The following is a 15,693-nucleotide window of genomic DNA, read 5'->3' as shown; positions in this document are numbered from 1 at the left end:
ATGGACAAAAACTGGACAAAAGATGGTCAAAAGCTACCCAAAAGCTGGTCAAAAACTGTACAAAGTCCCCTCATAAGACCCCGCACGAGTCCGGTTTAATGCTTCGTGACCAGGTTTGACGCTGCGCGTCAGGGGGAGAAATTCGCCCCCCTTTGAAGGGGGGTAGGGGGCGGTGAGCCAAACTTTTAACTGCTCTTGAGTTTCACATCCTCCCAGCCTCCCCCATCAAGGGGGAGGAGAATAAAAGTCATTGCGAGGATGTTTCGAGCATCCGAAGCTCCGCAGGGCGAACGTAGGGAGCAATTTCGTGATTCTTTTCGGGCCGACCTGAAGGTCGACCCCTACGGAAGTCACATCCTATCTTTCTTCCCTTGGTTGCACTTCCGGCACAAAGTCTGTAAATTATCAATATCATTAGTGCCACCTTTAGCAACAGGAATAATATGGTCTATTTCTAGTTCAATGTCATTAGTCTTTGCAGGACTTTATCCGCACATCGCGCACTTGTAATTGTCCCTTTTAAGCACTTCCCATCTTACTTTCAAAGGTATCGAATCTCTATTAACTTTCTCAATATTATCTTTAAGAAGTTCTTCGCGGGAGATTTTGCCTTCATGATACCTATATATGAACTCACATGCAGACTTAATACTTCCCCAAATCTTCTTATACGGGGTTTCCGAAATCTTCAAACCATATTTACTTAACCTTCTTTTCCCTGGTGGATAGCCTAATTCTTTCCACACAACTTCTAAGTTTTCAATAAGTTCCTCAGGTGTATATCTACGTTCATGACCACCTTCAATTCCGATAATGCGAAGGGCTTTGTTCCATGACCCGAATCGCTTTACAATCGTGTTTGAAGTTGCTATCTTGGTTTTCCACCTATCGTATTCAGTTGTCGGAAAATATCTAAAATCCACTTCTTCCGCAAACCCTTCCAATGAGGATAGTAATTCGGCATCAGTAAGCTTAACTTTCTTTGCGCTCAAGTCGTATGTAAATTCGGGCATTTAAAGAGAGGCTACACATCTAAGTTGTCTTGTCAAGTAAACAGTTTTGTCATCGCGAGGAAGCCGAAGGCGACCGTGGCGATCTCACGGCACTTTCTCAAAGCAAGCAAGTTAGAGCCATGTGCATAAGCTCTCTGCTATGAGATTGTTCCGCAAGCGCCGCCCTTCGGAGCCACGATTTAATTTCGCAATGACTCCCCGCCCCCTTCCCCCCTACCCTATGGGATGCAGGCACCCCAAGGGGCACGCTGTCCACCAGGGAGGGGGAGATAAACATGTGATTGGAAAATCCCGAAGGTGAAAACAAAGCACTCTTTGTGTTCCTAACTTCTTGACTTTTGACACATGTGGAGTATCATCACTCCCAATACAAAGACCCGAAGGAAAAGATTAAATGAACGAAACTGACCAACTTAAAGGCTACCGCGGACGCGCGCGCGAGGTTCTTTCGAGTATGGGGGCGCGGGTATGGGCGGACGTCGAGATTGAGACCGACAAGGGGATTTTTGAAGGCATCATACTTCCACGCTCCGAACAGGCCGACGACCAGCACATGGTTTTGAAACTGGATACCGGATACAATGTAGGCCTGGCAGTTGACAGGATAAAGAGGGTAACCGAGAAGGGGTTCCGCGAGGCGCACTACAAGATTCCGGAAAAGGAGTTCCCGTTCGATCCCGCAAAGCCTAACGTTACGCTCCTGGGGACTGGGGGGACTATTGCCTCGAGGTTGGACTACCGGACGGGTGCCGTTATTCCGGCGTTTACCCCGGGCGAGCTTTACGGCGCGGTGCCAGAGCTAGCCGATATCTGCAATTTGAAGACGAAGAAGCTCTTCGGGGTATTTAGTGAGAACATGGGACCAGAGCAGTACATCACTACGGCAAAGGCCATAGGAAGAGAGATAGAGGCAGGGGCAGCGGGAATAGTGATAGGCCACGGAACCGACACCATGCACCACACGGCGGCGGCATTGACCTTCATGGTTCAGGACTCGCCCGTGCCGATAATCATGGTAGGCTCCCAGCGTTCGTCGGATAGACCGTCCTCGGACGCGGCGTTTAATTTGAGGTGCGCCTGCAACACGGCGGCAAGAGGACCGATAGCGGAGGTGATGGTCTGCATGTTCGGGCCAACTTCGGATTCGTACAATCTCTTGCACAGGGGTACGAGGGTCCGCAAGATGCACTCTTCCTACCGCTCGACGTTTCGCACGCTTTCGGATATACCTGTAGCGACCTGCACGCCGGACGAGGTGAAGCCGTTACGCAAGGATTTCAAGCCCAGAAGAGACGACCGCAATGTGAAGGTGGATGCGGTGTTCGACGACCGCGTGGCTATAGTCTACTACTACCCCGCGATGAAGCCGGACATCATAGAATCATTGATAGACAACGGCTATAAGGGCATCGTTATAGCAGGCACCGGCCTCGGACACGTCAACAAGCCGCTCTACGAACCGCTTCGCAAGGCCTGCAAGCAGGGCATCTCGGTGGTCATGACCGTTCAGACCTTGTGGGGCTATGTTCAGATGTTCGTCTACGACACGGGAAGAGATTTGATGGAACTGGGCGTCGTGCCTTGTTTGAACATGCTGCCCGAGGTCGCCTACATAAAGCTCGGTTGGGTGCTCGCGCACACGCACGAAAGACAGGAGGTGGCGCAGATGATGAACACGCCGGTCAACGGCGAGATAACGGAGCGCGAGCCTCACGACGGGTATTTAATCTTCCAGGGCGGGCTTCCAGAAATCGAGGAGTTCTTGAAAAGAGGTCTAAGGTAATGGATGCGTGGCATAAGAAATTGACCGAGGGCGTGGATTTCGACGACAAGGAGTTCTATTCAGCACTTGGTTTCAAGTGCGGACTCGAGATTCACCAGCAGTTGAACACCAAAAAGAAGCTCTTCTGCCACTGCCCGGTGGGATACAGAAACGATGAGCCGGATGCCGTTATCTTAAGACACATGCGGCCCACGCTCTCGGAGATGGGAACATACGACGGCACCGCGCTCATGGAGTTCAAGACGAAAAAACAGGTCATATACCAGCTCTACAGGGACAACGTCTGCACCTACGAGATGGACGACACCCCGCCCTTCCCCATAAACCAGGAAGCTCTGGATTATGCGATAGAGATAGCGCTCATGCTGAACTGCCAGCTTGTGGACGAGGTGCACATCACGCGCAAGCAGTATCTGGACGGTTCGATTCCCACAGGCTTCCAGCGCACAGCCATAATCGGCGTCAACGGCTGGATACCGTACAGGGGAAGAAAAGTGAGGATCCAGCAGCTGGCGCTTGAGGAGGACGCATGCAGGGAGGTGGAGGACAAAGGCCATACGATAATATTCAGAACGGACCGCCTCTCGACGCCCTTGATTGAGATTGTTACAAAACCGGACATGTTCACCCCGCACGAGGCGGCGGAGGTAGACGAACTTCTGGGCAGACTGCTGAGAGCGTCCGGGAGGGTGAGAAGGGGCATCGGCTCCGCGCGCCAGGACGTCAACGTATCGATTGCAGGTTCAGACAGGGTCGAGATAAAGGGTGTCCCGAGAACGCCTGACATTCGGGCGCTCACCCACTACGAAGCCTTGCGGCATAAGGCGCTCCTCGAACTCAAGGAAAAGCTGGCCGAGAAGGGGATTACTGCGGAGAGTTTCAGCGCGAGGGAGGTTGACGTTACGAGTCTTATGACGAATTCTACCTCGGAGAGACTTTCGGCAAGGGTCAAGCGGGGAAATGTTGTGAAAGCGGTAGTACTCGAGGGCTGGGACGAACTCCTGAGACACAAGACACAGCCTGGGCTGACTTTTGCTAACGAGATTGCGGGGCGCGTGCGTGTGATAGCATGCCTAGATGAGATGCCTAACATGTTCATCCTAGACGAGAAGGGCGAGGGGATTGGTCTTGAGGAGGAGGTTCGGCTGCGCAAGGCCATTAAGGCTTCTTCAAACGATGCGGTCGTGCTCGTCTGGGGAACCGTTGAGGATGCAAAGACCGCCGCAGATGAGGTAATCGCAAGGGCGAAGGAAGCTACCGAGTTCGTACCGCAGGAAACGCGCCAGCACATGCCTGATGCCTGCCGTACCGACTTTGAACGCATTCTTCCAGGTCCGGACAGGATGTACCCTGATACGGACTCTCCGCCGATAGCGCTTGCCAGAGAAAGAGTGGAGAGGATAGCCAAGGATATGGCGCCCCGTCCGTGGGAACGCGAGGAACGCTACCAGAACATGGACATCCCTCAACATCTTGCAAAAGAGTTGGCGATAGATACAAGAGCAAGGCTCTTCGACAGGCTGGTGGACAAAATCCAGATTGAACCGGGATTCCTCGCCGAGGTTTTGATTTCATGGAGGCGCGAAATAACAAGGGACATGTTAGAGGTAGGGCTCAATCCGCCATATGTGTCGGACGAAAATCTTGAGCGTTTTCTTACTCTCGTCTCGGAACGCAACACCCCGCGATACGGCGTCTACGTGGCTTTCGAGAGGCTTTTATACGGCGAATTTCAGGAACCGCCTTCTCCTCTTAACGAAGAGGAGCTCGAGGTTTTGTGCAAAAAAGTCAAAAACGATTTCACGGATATTGCATTCAAGACTCGAGATTTGAAACTCGACTTCCTTACAGGGGAGGCAATAAAGCAGAGCGCAGGCAAGGCAGAGCCTGAAAAGGCTCGCAAACTCCTCGAAATTATTTAACGCCCCGTAAAATCACCGCGTAATTTTACGGCACCCCCCTTTGAAGTTGCCGATTAGCTGAGAAAATGTCGGGGATTGTCATGCAGTATCCTGGGGCAGCTTATTGGGTATTATTTTTTCAGAAGTGTAGGTTCACCGTCCGAAACCTTAAGATAGGCATAAAGCCTTGTGTAATTAGACTCCGCCATATCGGCAGGCGAAAGGTATATGTAGTCTTGGAGGTTGTCAGCGAATTCGATGCCGGCTGCATTGAACCATGCGGCACAAGCCAGCCCCGAACACTGCCACTTCCTTGAACTTCTTAGCCTGTTGCTTTTATCGAAAAATCTCCTGAGGAAGTAAGGCATCTTCTGCACTCCGTCAGTACGGAAGAGGTAGGAGAAGTTCGCACCAACGTCGTAAGGCTTGCCTATCTGGGTCTTTGAATACTCGACGGCCCTTGAACCTTCTTCGGGCGTGGCTTCAGAAAAATCCTTGTGCAGGGGGCGTCCGAATGCAAGAAGCAGATTGGGTCTTTTGAGATAAAAATCAAATAGATCGTTCTCCTCGGTAGCAGGCCAGAAGGCGTGAACGAATTTTGCAGCATGATTGTATATCAGCATGTGATAATAAGGGCTTCTTGTAACAAGACGCACGGGTCCGCCAAGGGCTGCAGATTTGTCTAATACATCGTCCACACGCGCGAACACAAGATCACCTTTCTGGATAATTACCTTCTTGTTGCCGACGCTTAGCTCATCCTGAAGCAAGCTTAGCTCGCGGATTCTGATGCGGGGTGAAGGGTCAACGGAGATATCGAGCTCGCTGGGGTATGGACAGACCGAGACGCTTGCGAGCGAGATGCCGTTTCTGTACTCGCAAGAGTACCTGAAAGCGGACGTTTGCCCTGATTTGAGCAACCGATTGGTGAGATGAAAATCGTCGGTAAGGAGCAGCCTTGAGTCCTTGTTGTAGAGCTTGATGCGGAGCATGAGGTGCGGAAGGCTCTCTTGCGTCAAGTTTGTAACGGTTCCCGAAACCTCAAGAAAATCCCCTCTCCTTGACCATTCGAGATTTTTTATGGCGCAGGCGCTTTCAGACCAGCTTCTACTCGAGTCAGTTCCGTGCCCTTGACTGGTTTTTCGTACTGCGGTTAAAATCTCCACTTGCTGCCTCCGGAATAATTTCGATTTTGATTATACTAACCAGAGGCTATTCAAAGTCAACACAATCCAAGATTGATGTATTGTTTTTTTGGTTCCCTTTTAAATCGCAACGCGATTTAAAAGGGCTTCATCTGGGTCCCCGTAAAAATCACGCAGCGATTTTTACGGGATTAGTTATTTTGTATAAAGCTTCGCCTTGCCGTCTTTTATCACAAAGCTGCAGACGATGTCGTGGTAGAACGAGGTGTAGATGTCGGCCGGTGAAAGAAAGTCCTTCTGCCGCATATCTTCCACGAGTTCGAGCCCGGCGCCAAGCCACCACGCCCCTCCTGCAAGTTCGGAGCAGTGCCACTTCGAGTGATCGGCAAGCCAGTTGCGCTCCTGAAATAGCTTTTCTATCTCCAAAGGCATCCCGGGAAGCCCGTCGGCGCGGAAGAGGAATCCGGCGTTCGCTATGATGTCGTAGTCGCAGCCTATCTGCTTCGAGGCGAAAGCGAGGGCTTTTTTTGCGTCTGCCTCAGTTACGGCCTTGCCGTTCTTGTACTTCGGCCTGACCCACGTTAGTACCGCGTCCGGCTGATTCAGGTACAGGTTCTCGAGGGAGTTGCGCTCGACCTTGGGCCACGTCGCATGAACGACATTCCATCCGCAGTCGTATACCATGGCGTGATGGTACGGGCAGTTGGTAACCATCGCTATCATGGCAGAGAAGACCCTGATGACCCCTTGTGCGGGTCCCGCGTCGAGCACGATGTCGCCTCTCTGGATTACCGCCGATTTCCCTTCGAACGATATCCTGTCCTGCCATGAGTTGATAGGCGTAAGCTCCAGCCCCGCAGGCACGGACGGCGCGAGCAGGAGAAGCCTTTCTTCTTTCGGATGGGTCTTGACCTCAACCTTCTCTATCATGTCGTTCCAGATGCCTTCGAATTTGAAAAAGGTTGTCTCATTCGGTGATATTGCCCTGTCGCTCACGTGAACGACGTTGCCGCGCAGATTAACGTTCTCCTCCTCCTCCCCGAGTACTCCCACATCCAAAGGCTTTCCCTTTTTATCGAAGAAGGAGACGTCCAGCCTTATATGAGGTAAATTGCAGTTATCGGCATGCACGTTTTTGACAGAACCCTGGACACGGAAAAAGTTCCCCTGCTTCTCGGGTTTCGCTCCTTTATCGAGCTTTATCTCGCAGACGTTTTCGTCCCAGTTCTCGCAGATAGGGTAATGCATATATCCTCCTCGAAAAGGTGTTTATGTTTTTGGATGGATTGTATAATGCAGGCGAATTTTGTCAAGTTACCGTAACACCCGTAACACCCGTAACACCCGTAACACCCGCAACACCAGTAACACCCGCAAAACCCGCAACGCACCGACACCCTTTCCCCCTCCGATTGCCGCACATCCTGGGATGCATCTCTATCTAATTGGGCAGTGGTGATATATTATTGAAGAATGGAAAACCGGAGGTCTGCACGCAAATATGAGAGAGCCCTTTGGGTACGGGGGTGGCGGTCGGTGGTGTGTTACGGGGGTGTTACGGGGGTGTTACGGGTGGGGATCCCCAAAGACATGCAATGGCGACGATAAAAGCCAATGCTTCGTATTCTTCGGTGATCGACGGGATGGTGTGTTACGGGTGTTACGGGCTATTTTGTCAGGAGCTTGAAGCGGCCGTCCCGGAGCTTGAGGGTGCAGACCACGTCCTGATAAAGCGAGTCGTAGATGTCTGCGGGAGAAAGATAGCTCTTGCTGTCCATATCTTCAACAAAGATGACTCCTGCGGCCTTGAACCATGAAGCGCCTACGAGCTCGGAGCAGTGCCATTTCTTGTTATCCTCGAGCCAGTTGCGGTCCTGGAACATCTTGCGGACAAAGGGAGGCACTTCGGGAAGACCGTCCACGCGGAAAAGAAAGGAAAGGTTCGCCATTATGTCGTAGGGTCTGCCAATCTGCTCCTCTGCGAACGCTATGACCTTTGACGCCTCCTCCTCTGTTACAGGTCTGCCGTCTCTGTGCCTCGGCCGGCCCCAGGTGAGTATCCCATTGCTTTTTTTGAGGTAGAAGATGCGGAGGTCCCGGCTTTCTACCTTGGGCCACCCTGCGTGAACGAACCGGCCTGCGTGGTCGTAGATTGCCATGTGGTAGTAAGGGCTGTTCGTGACGAGCGTCACCGCGGTTCCGAAAACGCCTGTTATATCTGTGACGTTCTCTCCGCCGATGAATAGTATATCGCCCCGCTGAAGAACCGCTCTCTTTGAACCAAGCCTCAATTCGTCCTGCCAGGTGTTTATCTCGCGAAATCTTGGCTTCGATTCAAATATGCTCATATCGTTTCTCCACAGGATAGGCATGCAAAGTTATTTTTGCCCTGTTCATTCCCCTTATCCACTCGCCTTCTATCTTGAATTCCGACGACTCATGAGGAGCGAGTTTGCGGTTAGTGATGTGAAATACATCCTCCACGATGCTCGCTCCCTTGGAGTTGTAAATCGTTAGCTTGAGCCGGAGGTGCGGAAGAGTGCATTCCATGGCGTTTGTCGCTTTGCCGCGAACCCTGTAAAAATCGCCCAGACGCTCGAGCACCAGGCCCTCTATCGTGCATGCATCTTCACCCCAGTGGTCGCAAAGTTTCTTTTTTGAAGGTTTAGAAGGCATTACTGCTCCTCTTCGTTTCTTTTAGAGATGAAAGCCATTACTGTAGAATCCGCCTTTAAGAGAACCTTATATATAAGCCACGCCGGCACTATCTCGTAGAGACCGGATTGAACAACGAGCGTATCGCCAGCCTGGCTTGAAAGGCATCTGGCAACCTGGAAGCTGCGAGCCATGCCAAGAAGCCGCACTCTCTCTCCTGCGTCGGAGGATACCCATGTGAAAACGGGCGAGCCGCTCGAGCCAAGGTCCAGAATCCCCTCGATGCGGATCATTGAGTCCTGGCCGTCCATGCGTGAGATGCGTCCGAACGAAAGAGAAGGCGAATATGGGTAATCGAGTCCGGCGCCGAACGGGTAGCCGGAAAGCACCGTAAACATTCCGGGCCAGAGCAGGGAACGGTCGAGTATGAAACGTGAGCGTTGCACGGTTGCCGGCAACGAAAAGGAGGGAGGAGGGGTCTCTGAGGCCGGCGAGTCGGGATCCCCAAAGGAATCCGATGCATTCCTTTGGCGTACATCTATTGTCATGAGAACGATGTCTGCGATGCTGTCCTTTACGAAAGGTCTTACAGTATATGAGTGTCCGTTCACGAAAGCGATCACTCGTCCGCTCCGGCCGGCAACATGAAAGTTGGTAGCAAGGTATACCCAGCGGGGCCGCTCGTCGAGCGAGACGAAGAACCCCGAACCGAGGAACCGGCCCGAAGTGTCCTCTATAGCTGCGACCCTTTTCGAGAGATAATCTGCATCGTTTCTTGGAAGATGAAGGCTAAGGGGATCAAAACGGCCTTGAAAAAAAAGGCTAAGGATGACCGCGATGCGCATAGGGTATCTAGTTTCCCTTGAGTTCCTCGAGTCCTTTCTTCAGCCGTTCGCGGTCATCGGAGAAGGTCACGAATTCGTATAGTTTGTAGCCGTTCTCCTTATCTACGATGTGCGGGTAAAGGGCAAGAATAGCCTCAACCTTGTTTTCACCGAAAGGTATCTCCTCGCAAATAAGCCCTACCTGCGAAACCGTGAACCAGTTGGAACCGGCAAACTCCTTGACCATGTCGACCTTAGTGTCACCAAAACTCGCTTTCCCCAGGGATTCAATGAAGCTAATGAGATCATCGTCCCTTATGGATTTCGGAACCGTATCCTGATCGAGAAGAAGCCGAATCCTTTCCGTGGCTTCGTATATGGCGTCGATTTTTGAGGCGATCCTGCGCCTCTGAAGCCTGTCTGCTACGTCGATATTGAGCCTGGCAAGTTCATCCGCCGCGCGTTCAATGTAGGTTATCTCCCTTCGCAAGGCGTTCTCATCTACCTCGGAAGGAGACGAAGCGGTAAAGAAAGAAAGAACAATTGCTAGAATGTGATATTTCATTCATCCTCCTTGAAAAAGCGCTTCAAGGATATGAATATGGAGGGTTTTGTCAATAGGGAAAGCTATTTATATTGGGCACTTTCGGCAGATGCAAAAATGCTATATCCTGTCAGAACCTGACTTCGTATTCTATTACGGCGCTGTCGCCCGGTTCAGTGACTGTGGCTATACCCCGGCGACCGGCGTAAAAAAGCTTGACTCGAAGCTCATTCACGGTGTCGGTGGCGTCCGCCTTGACCAGAGCAATCCTAATAAAATCGCCGGTGTCGGAGACCTGAACCTTGTAAGTGGCCCTCGTGACTCCGTCTATTTCGTTTCTGCCTGAGTTGCTTTCGTAGTAGCCCGCAAATTTGACTTCCTTGTCGTCGGGATTGTCTATCCTTATCCCTGCCTGTGACACGCCGCTGCACCCGAGAGCCAGTACCGCGAAAACTGCTACTATCCAATTGATTAAAAATTTCATGCACTTCTCCTTTAAGATTCATAATTGACGACGCAAGTTTCAGATAAAAGGTTTCGAGCGATTCATTTCGCCCAGTAGAAATCCTTGAGGAGCTCCTGCGCTCTGGACTTCAGCTTTGCGTCTATGCCGTGTTTTCTAGAATGTTCCTCCATGGCAAGCGGATGAAAGACTTTTGCCGGCTTGCGCAGGATGATATCTGCAAGGGAGAGCGGGGAGAGTATCTCTTCGAAGAGCGTTTCACGCATCCATTCGAGATTCTCCGGCGCCATCGCCTGAAAAACGCGGACGGTTTCCGCAAGGACTGCCGACTGCATAAGAAACCGCTTCCTGTAGCGTTCGGTGGAGATGAATTTATCCCAGTCCAATCCGAACTCGTCCTTAAGGATTCGGTATGCCTCACGAGCCTCCTCGCGGTAAATCGCAACGGCCACGATGTACTCGTTCTTTCCTATCCTTACGGCTGCCTTGGAGAGTTCGAGATTCAGGAACGAGTCCACCAGGTTGGCAATCATCTGGGTGATGAAATTATCGTGCGCTATCTCTTTCTGCGACTCGTACATACGCTTGTCGACCTTGTACGTAAGCTCATCTGCGGTATTGGATTCTTCTGCGATTCTTATAACGTCCTTGCGGAAATCTCTGAGTATGGTTTCATTCGGATCGGTCTTGTCGTAGTCGAGCTTGTAGGTGTCGAAGACACCCATCGCGCCTATCTTGTGAAAGAGGTTATCCCTTTCTGCCTTTGCGACAACATCGAGAGGCGTTTGCGCGCCTTCTCCGAGCGCAAGCAGCTTTTCGTAAACCTCGCGCGTGCGGTATGCGTGCGGCGTCGACTGCGCCTGCTCGTATAGAATGCGGTATTGAGCGATGAATCCATCGGCGGATAGCGTCCTGCGTTCGGATTTGGGTTTGGAGTCGATGAGAGCCTGAGCCTTTCCGAGTTCTGCAGACAGGCGCGTGAAGATATCGGCCTTCGTGGCAGCGTCGTTGAAAGCCATGAAATCGGAAGCGGCCTCGGCAATTGTCATCATCTCTTTGTAGACCGACTCGAGCGGGCGGAACTCTTCTGCGGACAGCATGCCCTTGTACGTTTCGTACGCGAGCGCAAATCCCGCTACCATCTGGCGAACCTGCTCATTCATCTCTGCTCCCTTCCCATATCTTTTCGAATGTATACGGCCCCGGTTCAACCTTAGGGGAAATACCGAGGTATGCTTCTCGCGTGCCAGTCGATTCTATGTAGACCTGGAGCTCCTTGAGTTCCTTCGACTTGCCCTTGAGCGCCTCGGTTGCCTTCTTGACGTCCTCTGCGAGAGATGTCTGAGCTTGCTTGTCGGTCTCAGCGGATTGCATGGATTTGCAGACCTTTTCAACCTCTTGCCACTGCTCGCCGGATAGCGGAGCAAAGCTTTTGAAGTAAGTATCCTTGAGAAGCTGCTCGAAGTTTGCGCCTTTCTTTTTTATCTCCGAGGAGTAAATGTCGAGATTCGCCTTCTGCCTCTTGCGTTCTTCGGCGTTGGCGGGATGAGTGATGCGGTAAGCAAAGATAGCGTATAATGCGGAGAGGAACGAGCTCTTTACGTATTCCTGGATTGCGAGTTTCTCTGCGCCTTTGGCGCTCGCCTCATCGACCGATTTGGCGAGCGACGCGTGGTTGGACGAGGCTTTGGCTTCTTTGCATGTTTCATCGAACACATCCCTTGCGAGCCACTCGCCGGACTCTAAGGCCGCCTTGGCCTTAGCATTCCAGTTGTCTATGGATATGGACTGCGCGAGCTTGAAGGTGAGGTCCTCCGCTTCCTTTTTTGCCTCGAGGTCGCCTACATCTTTTACGGATGCGGCAAGTTCGAGAGTTCGCTTGTGAACCGCAAGCTGCTCCGGCGATAATCCGCTCGCTTCGAGTCTTTTACTCACGATTTTGTGATAATCACGCGTGATTTCTAATAAATCGGGCACGCTGCCTCCTTTGTATCCTGCTACCGACTGAGATTACGGCTAAAGCGTGGCTTGTCAACAGGTTTATGTACCTATCTAGAGAATATCGCTCCCCATAGGATTTCTAAAGGCGTCACGAGTATCGTAAATCCGAGTGCCAGCCATAAGCGAAGCTTGAAGATGCGGCTTAGGGCAACCGAACCAAGAAATATGCCGTACAGCGCAAGAAACGAATGTGTTATTGCGAGCACCATAAGATTCCAGCCTCCCGAAAGGATTGTTACCCAGTCGAGTAAAAGCCCTGCGGGAAAAACGATGAGTGCGGCCATGCCTGTGTAGTTGAGTACAGTGTCGAAATCGCGGATGCCCTTCACGAATCTCAGCAAAAGGTACATAAACGAGCCCGCGGTAAGCCACTGCAGGAGTCCAAGGACGGGAAGGAAGAATATCTCGGCAAGGTAGTAGTGCTCGGTAGGAAGGAACGCCAGCCACGATTCGGTCAATGGTTCGTATCCGAGGAGATAAAGGGGGAAGATTATAAGGACGGAGCGACCTATCCAGCAAGCAAGAACTCCTGAAATTCCCCAATAGATGGGCTTATCCTTGAGATTTTCGAACGCCCTGCCTGGATTGAAGTAACTTGTAAGCCAGCACTTGAGGAAACCCATACTAACAAGTTTATCCCGGGTACGGGATGTGTCAATATTATTCTATAATGGTCGAGGTGTAGAACTCTTCGGAGAGTATGATTTCAGACCGCGTATGAAGATGAAAAAGACTATCGCCAGATGCACAACCGCCACAGGCAGTGTGAGCGAAAGGATGTGCCAGTAGCCGCCGATGACGGTGAAACAAATGTTGGACGTGTGGAAAAAAGTGAACGTCACTGGGATGATGTAGTCCTGGTTCCAAGAGAGCTTCCGAGTCATCCTGCCGCGCCATGCCAGGGCGAGGATGAGAACGAACCCCAGCGCGAACGCCGAAATCATAATGACCTCGGAGTACCCCCCTCTCCCCTTGAAGATGGGTTCGAGCCACAGGAGGAAGTTGGAGAGAGGGCTCATGAGCACGCCAAGCGCCGCTATCATGGCCAAAGGCGGGTACGCCATGCCGACCGCGTTCTTGTAGCCGGACTTCTTGAACCACCACCTGCCGAGGAGTAACATCGCCGCCGCGTATCCGCAGAGGAGCACCCAGCCCGTGAAGTTGTATACGGGGATGTTGAAAACCTGGATGTCTGCAGCGCCCGGAAACCAGGTCCAGCGGCCTATCGTGCCCTCGAGTGTTTGGAAACGCTGGCTGACCGCTAAAGGGTCGAGCGAGAAGTCTGTGAGCATGCCGAACACACCCACGAAGATGGGCTTGGTCCATGTGGGAATCTTCATTGAATCAGCCAGCCGCAGAGCGGTGTAGACGACGATGTATTCCATTACGGGAACGGATGCGGGCACGTTGAATATCATTATCAAGGAACGGCCGTAGCCGTACATGCCTTGCAGCGTGGCGAAGTTCTCGAACACAGCCGCGTTCAATAAGACGAAGCATACGAATTCGAGGATTGTGGACGCCGGATGCTTCTCGCGCTTGACGATGAACACGAGCATGATGACGGCAAGCACGTAGATGATAACGTCCTGAATAATCCATACGGGGACAAAGGTGAACTTACCCATTTGGGAACCTCCATGTTATATCTCTCATAGAGGTTATTGTAGGTACGCTCGGTTAATTGTCAAGCAAGTTGACTATAAAGAAGGTTAAACACATCTGTGAAACAAAAAGAATGGGTGTTATGGGTCCCCTTCCCTTGACGGGAAGAGGTTAGGGGCAAGGTGGAGCTTAAAAGCACAAAAGATCGGCCATATAATGGGTTTCGCCGCCCCCTACCCCCCTCCATCAAGGAGGGGGAATTTAGCAATTATCTTTGCGAGGTTGCTTCGAGCATCCGAAGCTCTGAAAGGTGACGCTTGCGGAACTATCTATTCACGAAGTAAATGCTCCTTATCTATAAATCACAAGATGCTTCCAGCCTTGACACGAAAGGATAAAAAAGTGGTATATTAATTCCATGGCACAAGAGAAATTCTATAGCCAGGAACTCAGATTAACTTACGAGAAGTTTGAAGAAACGATACGCAAGTGGGATGACTTTATAAGCATAATGTTCGGTGCACCTTTTGCAGGGCATATTTCCAGACCTCTATCAGAATTAACTCAATATCTTTGGAAATCATTACAGACAGAGTCATCAAAAATCAAGGTTCTTTTCGAAGAATTCCTTGCGCCATTGCAAATAGAAGCTTACAAAGAAGCTTACGCATCACCTGAAAAGTTACTAAAAAGCGATCTTTTCGTACATGAAGCTATTGAACCATATAAAGCACTTAAGCTTATAGATAAGCCGGCGCAGCTAGATCTTATTAAACAAGGCTTTTTGGAAGAGGCTTCAAAGGTTTATGAACAAGCGTTGGCATTAGAAAGGAAGGAAAGAGAAAAAGAAAAAAAACTGAAAATCGGCAAAGGTGGTAGACCAATAACTCAGAAGAAGGATATCGCTCAAGGCGTGCGCAGACGCATCTACAAGCATGACAACTACGAATGCGTTTACTGTGGTGTTACGATAATACCTGACTATGAGCTCAGCGCTTCTGAATCGCCAAACAGACAAAATGCTGGCAGCATAGATCACATGGTTCCAGGCAACAACGATTTTGAGAATCTCGTTACAGCATGTCAAAGCTGCAATTCGGCGAAATCTAATCGGACTCCAGAAGAAGCAGGGCTGGTTCCTAAATACGGTCGATTTTCTTCTCAAAAGAAATAATCACATAGCGACCAACTTTTAGTCAACCAACATAGTAGCTTTCCGAGCTACCCAGATGAGATTGCTTCGCCGTCCCGAGTACGTCTCTCAATGACAGCGCACGTTTTTTATAACACGAACAAAAAAGAAATGTCTTTGCGAGTGTCATCGAAGATGACCGAAGCAATCTATTCACGAAGTGAATGTTCCTTTGGGTCCTCGCAATGGCTATTGTGTTATTTCCTCCCACAAATCACGCCATAATGGATTCATGCCCTCTATCAGCTTTATCTTGCGACTTCGTGAACTGCCCTTGAGCGCCTTCTCCCTTGCAATCGCACCTTGAGGGTCTGGGAATATCTCATAGTAGACAAGTTTTACAATGTTGTATTTCCTGGTAAAACCGGAAACAAGCTTATTTCGGTGCTCGTACACCCTGCGGATGAGGTCGTTTGTTACCCCTGTATAGATAACCTTGTTGGTGGGATTGATCATGATGTAGACGTAATAGGACATCGGTCTCAGTATAATCTTACATCATCATTCCGCAAGTGTTGGCGACAGATTGCTTCGTCTTCCCGAGGAAGCCTCGCAATGACAAAAAAG

The 15,693-nt window shown here is 50.9% G+C and carries 15 protein-coding genes and 1 pseudogene; 3 read left to right on the top strand and 13 right to left on the bottom strand.

From position 1 onward, the window contains the following. Nucleotides 1–350: 350 nt before the first annotated feature. Nucleotides 351–1,013, bottom strand: a pseudogene (locus GX441_02660) (HNH endonuclease). Nucleotides 1,014–1,407: 394 nt separating this feature from the next. On the opposite strand from GX441_02660, the gene gatD reads away from it, so the two are divergent. Continuing rightward, nucleotides 1,408–2,796 (top strand): Glu-tRNA(Gln) amidotransferase subunit GatD, encoded by a 1,389-nt coding sequence (gatD, locus tag GX441_02655; GenBank protein NLI97544.1) that lies wholly within the window; start codon nucleotides 1,408–1,410, stop codon nucleotides 2,794–2,796. Further along, nucleotides 2,796–4,718, top strand: coding sequence for a Glu-tRNA(Gln) amidotransferase subunit GatE (gene gatE / locus GX441_02650; GenBank protein ID NLI97543.1), 1,923 nt, complete (start codon nucleotides 2,796–2,798; stop codon nucleotides 4,716–4,718). The genes gatD and gatE overlap by 1 nt, the downstream gene beginning before the upstream one ends. 110 nt (nucleotides 4,719–4,828) lie before the next feature. Here the strand turns inward: gatE and GX441_02645 are convergent, their stop codons facing one another. The 11 genes from GX441_02645 to GX441_02595 form a co-directional block, all read right to left on the bottom strand. Continuing rightward, entirely contained in the window at nucleotides 4,829–5,863 is a 1,035-nt protein-coding gene (locus GX441_02645) for a hypothetical protein (GenBank protein NLI97542.1), read from the bottom strand. Nucleotides 5,864–6,037: 174 nt separating this feature from the next. Further along, nucleotides 6,038–7,090, bottom strand: a complete 1,053-nt coding sequence (locus GX441_02640; protein NLI97541.1) for a hypothetical protein — start codon at nucleotides 7,088–7,090, stop codon at nucleotides 6,038–6,040. A 419-nt stretch (nucleotides 7,091–7,509) separates the two neighbouring features. Then, nucleotides 7,510–8,190 carry a hypothetical protein gene (locus tag GX441_02635; protein NLI97540.1) on the bottom strand — a complete coding sequence of 227 codons (681 nt, stop codon included), beginning with the start codon at nucleotides 8,188–8,190 and terminating at the stop codon, nucleotides 7,510–7,512. Next, a complete protein-coding gene (locus tag GX441_02630) occupies nucleotides 8,177–8,518 on the bottom strand; it encodes a hypothetical protein (protein ID NLI97539.1) in 342 nt (113 codons plus the stop codon). Before GX441_02630 ends, GX441_02635 begins: the two co-directional genes overlap by 14 nt. Further along, nucleotides 8,518–9,342: a trypsin-like peptidase domain-containing protein gene (locus GX441_02625; GenBank protein NLI97538.1), complete on the bottom strand. Its 825-nt coding sequence runs from the start codon at nucleotides 9,340–9,342 to the stop codon at nucleotides 8,518–8,520. Before GX441_02625 ends, GX441_02630 begins: the two co-directional genes overlap by 1 nt. A 7-nt stretch (nucleotides 9,343–9,349) precedes the next feature. Further along, entirely contained in the window at nucleotides 9,350–9,886 is a 537-nt protein-coding gene (locus GX441_02620) for a DUF4476 domain-containing protein (protein NLI97537.1), read from the bottom strand. A 109-nt stretch (nucleotides 9,887–9,995) separates the two neighbouring features. Beyond that, nucleotides 9,996–10,349, bottom strand: coding sequence for a hypothetical protein (locus GX441_02615; protein ID NLI97536.1), 354 nt, complete (start codon nucleotides 10,347–10,349; stop codon nucleotides 9,996–9,998). Nucleotides 10,350–10,411: 62 nt separating this feature from the next. Continuing rightward, nucleotides 10,412–11,491, bottom strand: coding sequence for a hypothetical protein (locus GX441_02610; GenBank protein NLI97535.1), 1,080 nt, complete (start codon nucleotides 11,489–11,491; stop codon nucleotides 10,412–10,414). Further along, nucleotides 11,484–12,305, bottom strand: coding sequence for a hypothetical protein (locus GX441_02605; GenBank protein NLI97534.1), 822 nt, complete (start codon nucleotides 12,303–12,305; stop codon nucleotides 11,484–11,486). Before GX441_02605 ends, GX441_02610 begins: the two co-directional genes overlap by 8 nt. A 71-nt stretch (nucleotides 12,306–12,376) precedes the next feature. Continuing rightward, nucleotides 12,377–12,952 (bottom strand): hypothetical protein, encoded by a 576-nt coding sequence (locus GX441_02600; GenBank protein ID NLI97533.1) that lies wholly within the window; start codon nucleotides 12,950–12,952, stop codon nucleotides 12,377–12,379. Nucleotides 12,953–12,994: 42 nt separating this feature from the next. After that, nucleotides 12,995–13,957: a carotenoid biosynthesis protein gene (locus tag GX441_02595; GenBank protein ID NLI97532.1), complete on the bottom strand. Its 963-nt coding sequence runs from the start codon at nucleotides 13,955–13,957 to the stop codon at nucleotides 12,995–12,997. Between the two features lie 395 nt (nucleotides 13,958–14,352). On the opposite strand from GX441_02595, the gene GX441_02590 reads away from it, so the two are divergent. Continuing rightward, entirely contained in the window at nucleotides 14,353–15,108 is a 756-nt protein-coding gene (locus GX441_02590; protein NLI97531.1) for an HNH endonuclease, read from the top strand. A gap of 207 nt (nucleotides 15,109–15,315) precedes the next feature. Here the strand turns inward: GX441_02590 and GX441_02585 are convergent, their stop codons facing one another. Further along, nucleotides 15,316–15,603 carry a GIY-YIG nuclease family protein gene (locus GX441_02585; GenBank protein ID NLI97530.1) on the bottom strand — a complete coding sequence of 96 codons (288 nt, stop codon included), beginning with the start codon at nucleotides 15,601–15,603 and terminating at the stop codon, nucleotides 15,316–15,318. Nucleotides 15,604–15,693 lie beyond the last annotated feature (90 nt).

The sequence above is a fragment of the bacterium genome (genome assembly GCA_012517375.1).
Taxonomy (GTDB): Bacteria; Hydrothermota; Tepidihabitantia; order B3-TA06; family B3-TA06; genus JAAYVC01.
The sequence above is the reverse complement of the archived record's forward strand: the minus strand, read 5'-3'. Positions and strand labels throughout refer to the sequence as shown.

Excerpts from the sequence above, each read along its gene's own strand:
- GX441_02585 (NLI97530.1), bottom strand. The coding sequence starts at position 15,603 with ATGTCCTATTACGTCTACATCATGATCAATCCCACCAACAAGGTTATC.
- gatE (NLI97543.1), top strand. The coding sequence starts at position 2,796 with ATGGATGCGTGGCATAAGAAATTGACCGAGGGCGTGGATTTCGACGAC.
- GX441_02610 (NLI97535.1), bottom strand. The coding sequence starts at position 11,491 with ATGAATGAGCAGGTTCGCCAGATGGTAGCGGGATTTGCGCTCGCGTAC.
- GX441_02625 (NLI97538.1), bottom strand. The coding sequence starts at position 9,342 with ATGCGCATCGCGGTCATCCTTAGCCTTTTTTTTCAAGGCCGTTTTGAT.
- GX441_02635 (NLI97540.1), bottom strand. The coding sequence starts at position 8,190 with ATGAGCATATTTGAATCGAAGCCAAGATTTCGCGAGATAAACACCTGG.
- gatD (NLI97544.1), top strand. The coding sequence starts at position 1,408 with ATGAACGAAACTGACCAACTTAAAGGCTACCGCGGACGCGCGCGCGAG.
- GX441_02630 (NLI97539.1), bottom strand. The coding sequence starts at position 8,518 with ATGCCTTCTAAACCTTCAAAAAAGAAACTTTGCGACCACTGGGGTGAA.
- GX441_02595 (NLI97532.1), bottom strand. The coding sequence starts at position 13,957 with ATGGGTAAGTTCACCTTTGTCCCCGTATGGATTATTCAGGACGTTATC.
- GX441_02615 (NLI97536.1), bottom strand. The coding sequence starts at position 10,349 with ATGAAATTTTTAATCAATTGGATAGTAGCAGTTTTCGCGGTACTGGCT.
- GX441_02590 (NLI97531.1), top strand. The coding sequence starts at position 14,353 with ATGGCACAAGAGAAATTCTATAGCCAGGAACTCAGATTAACTTACGAG.
- GX441_02620 (NLI97537.1), bottom strand. The coding sequence starts at position 9,886 with ATGAAATATCACATTCTAGCAATTGTTCTTTCTTTCTTTACCGCTTCG.
- GX441_02600 (NLI97533.1), bottom strand. The coding sequence starts at position 12,952 with ATGGGTTTCCTCAAGTGCTGGCTTACAAGTTACTTCAATCCAGGCAGG.
- GX441_02640 (NLI97541.1), bottom strand. The coding sequence starts at position 7,090 with ATGCATTACCCTATCTGCGAGAACTGGGACGAAAACGTCTGCGAGATA.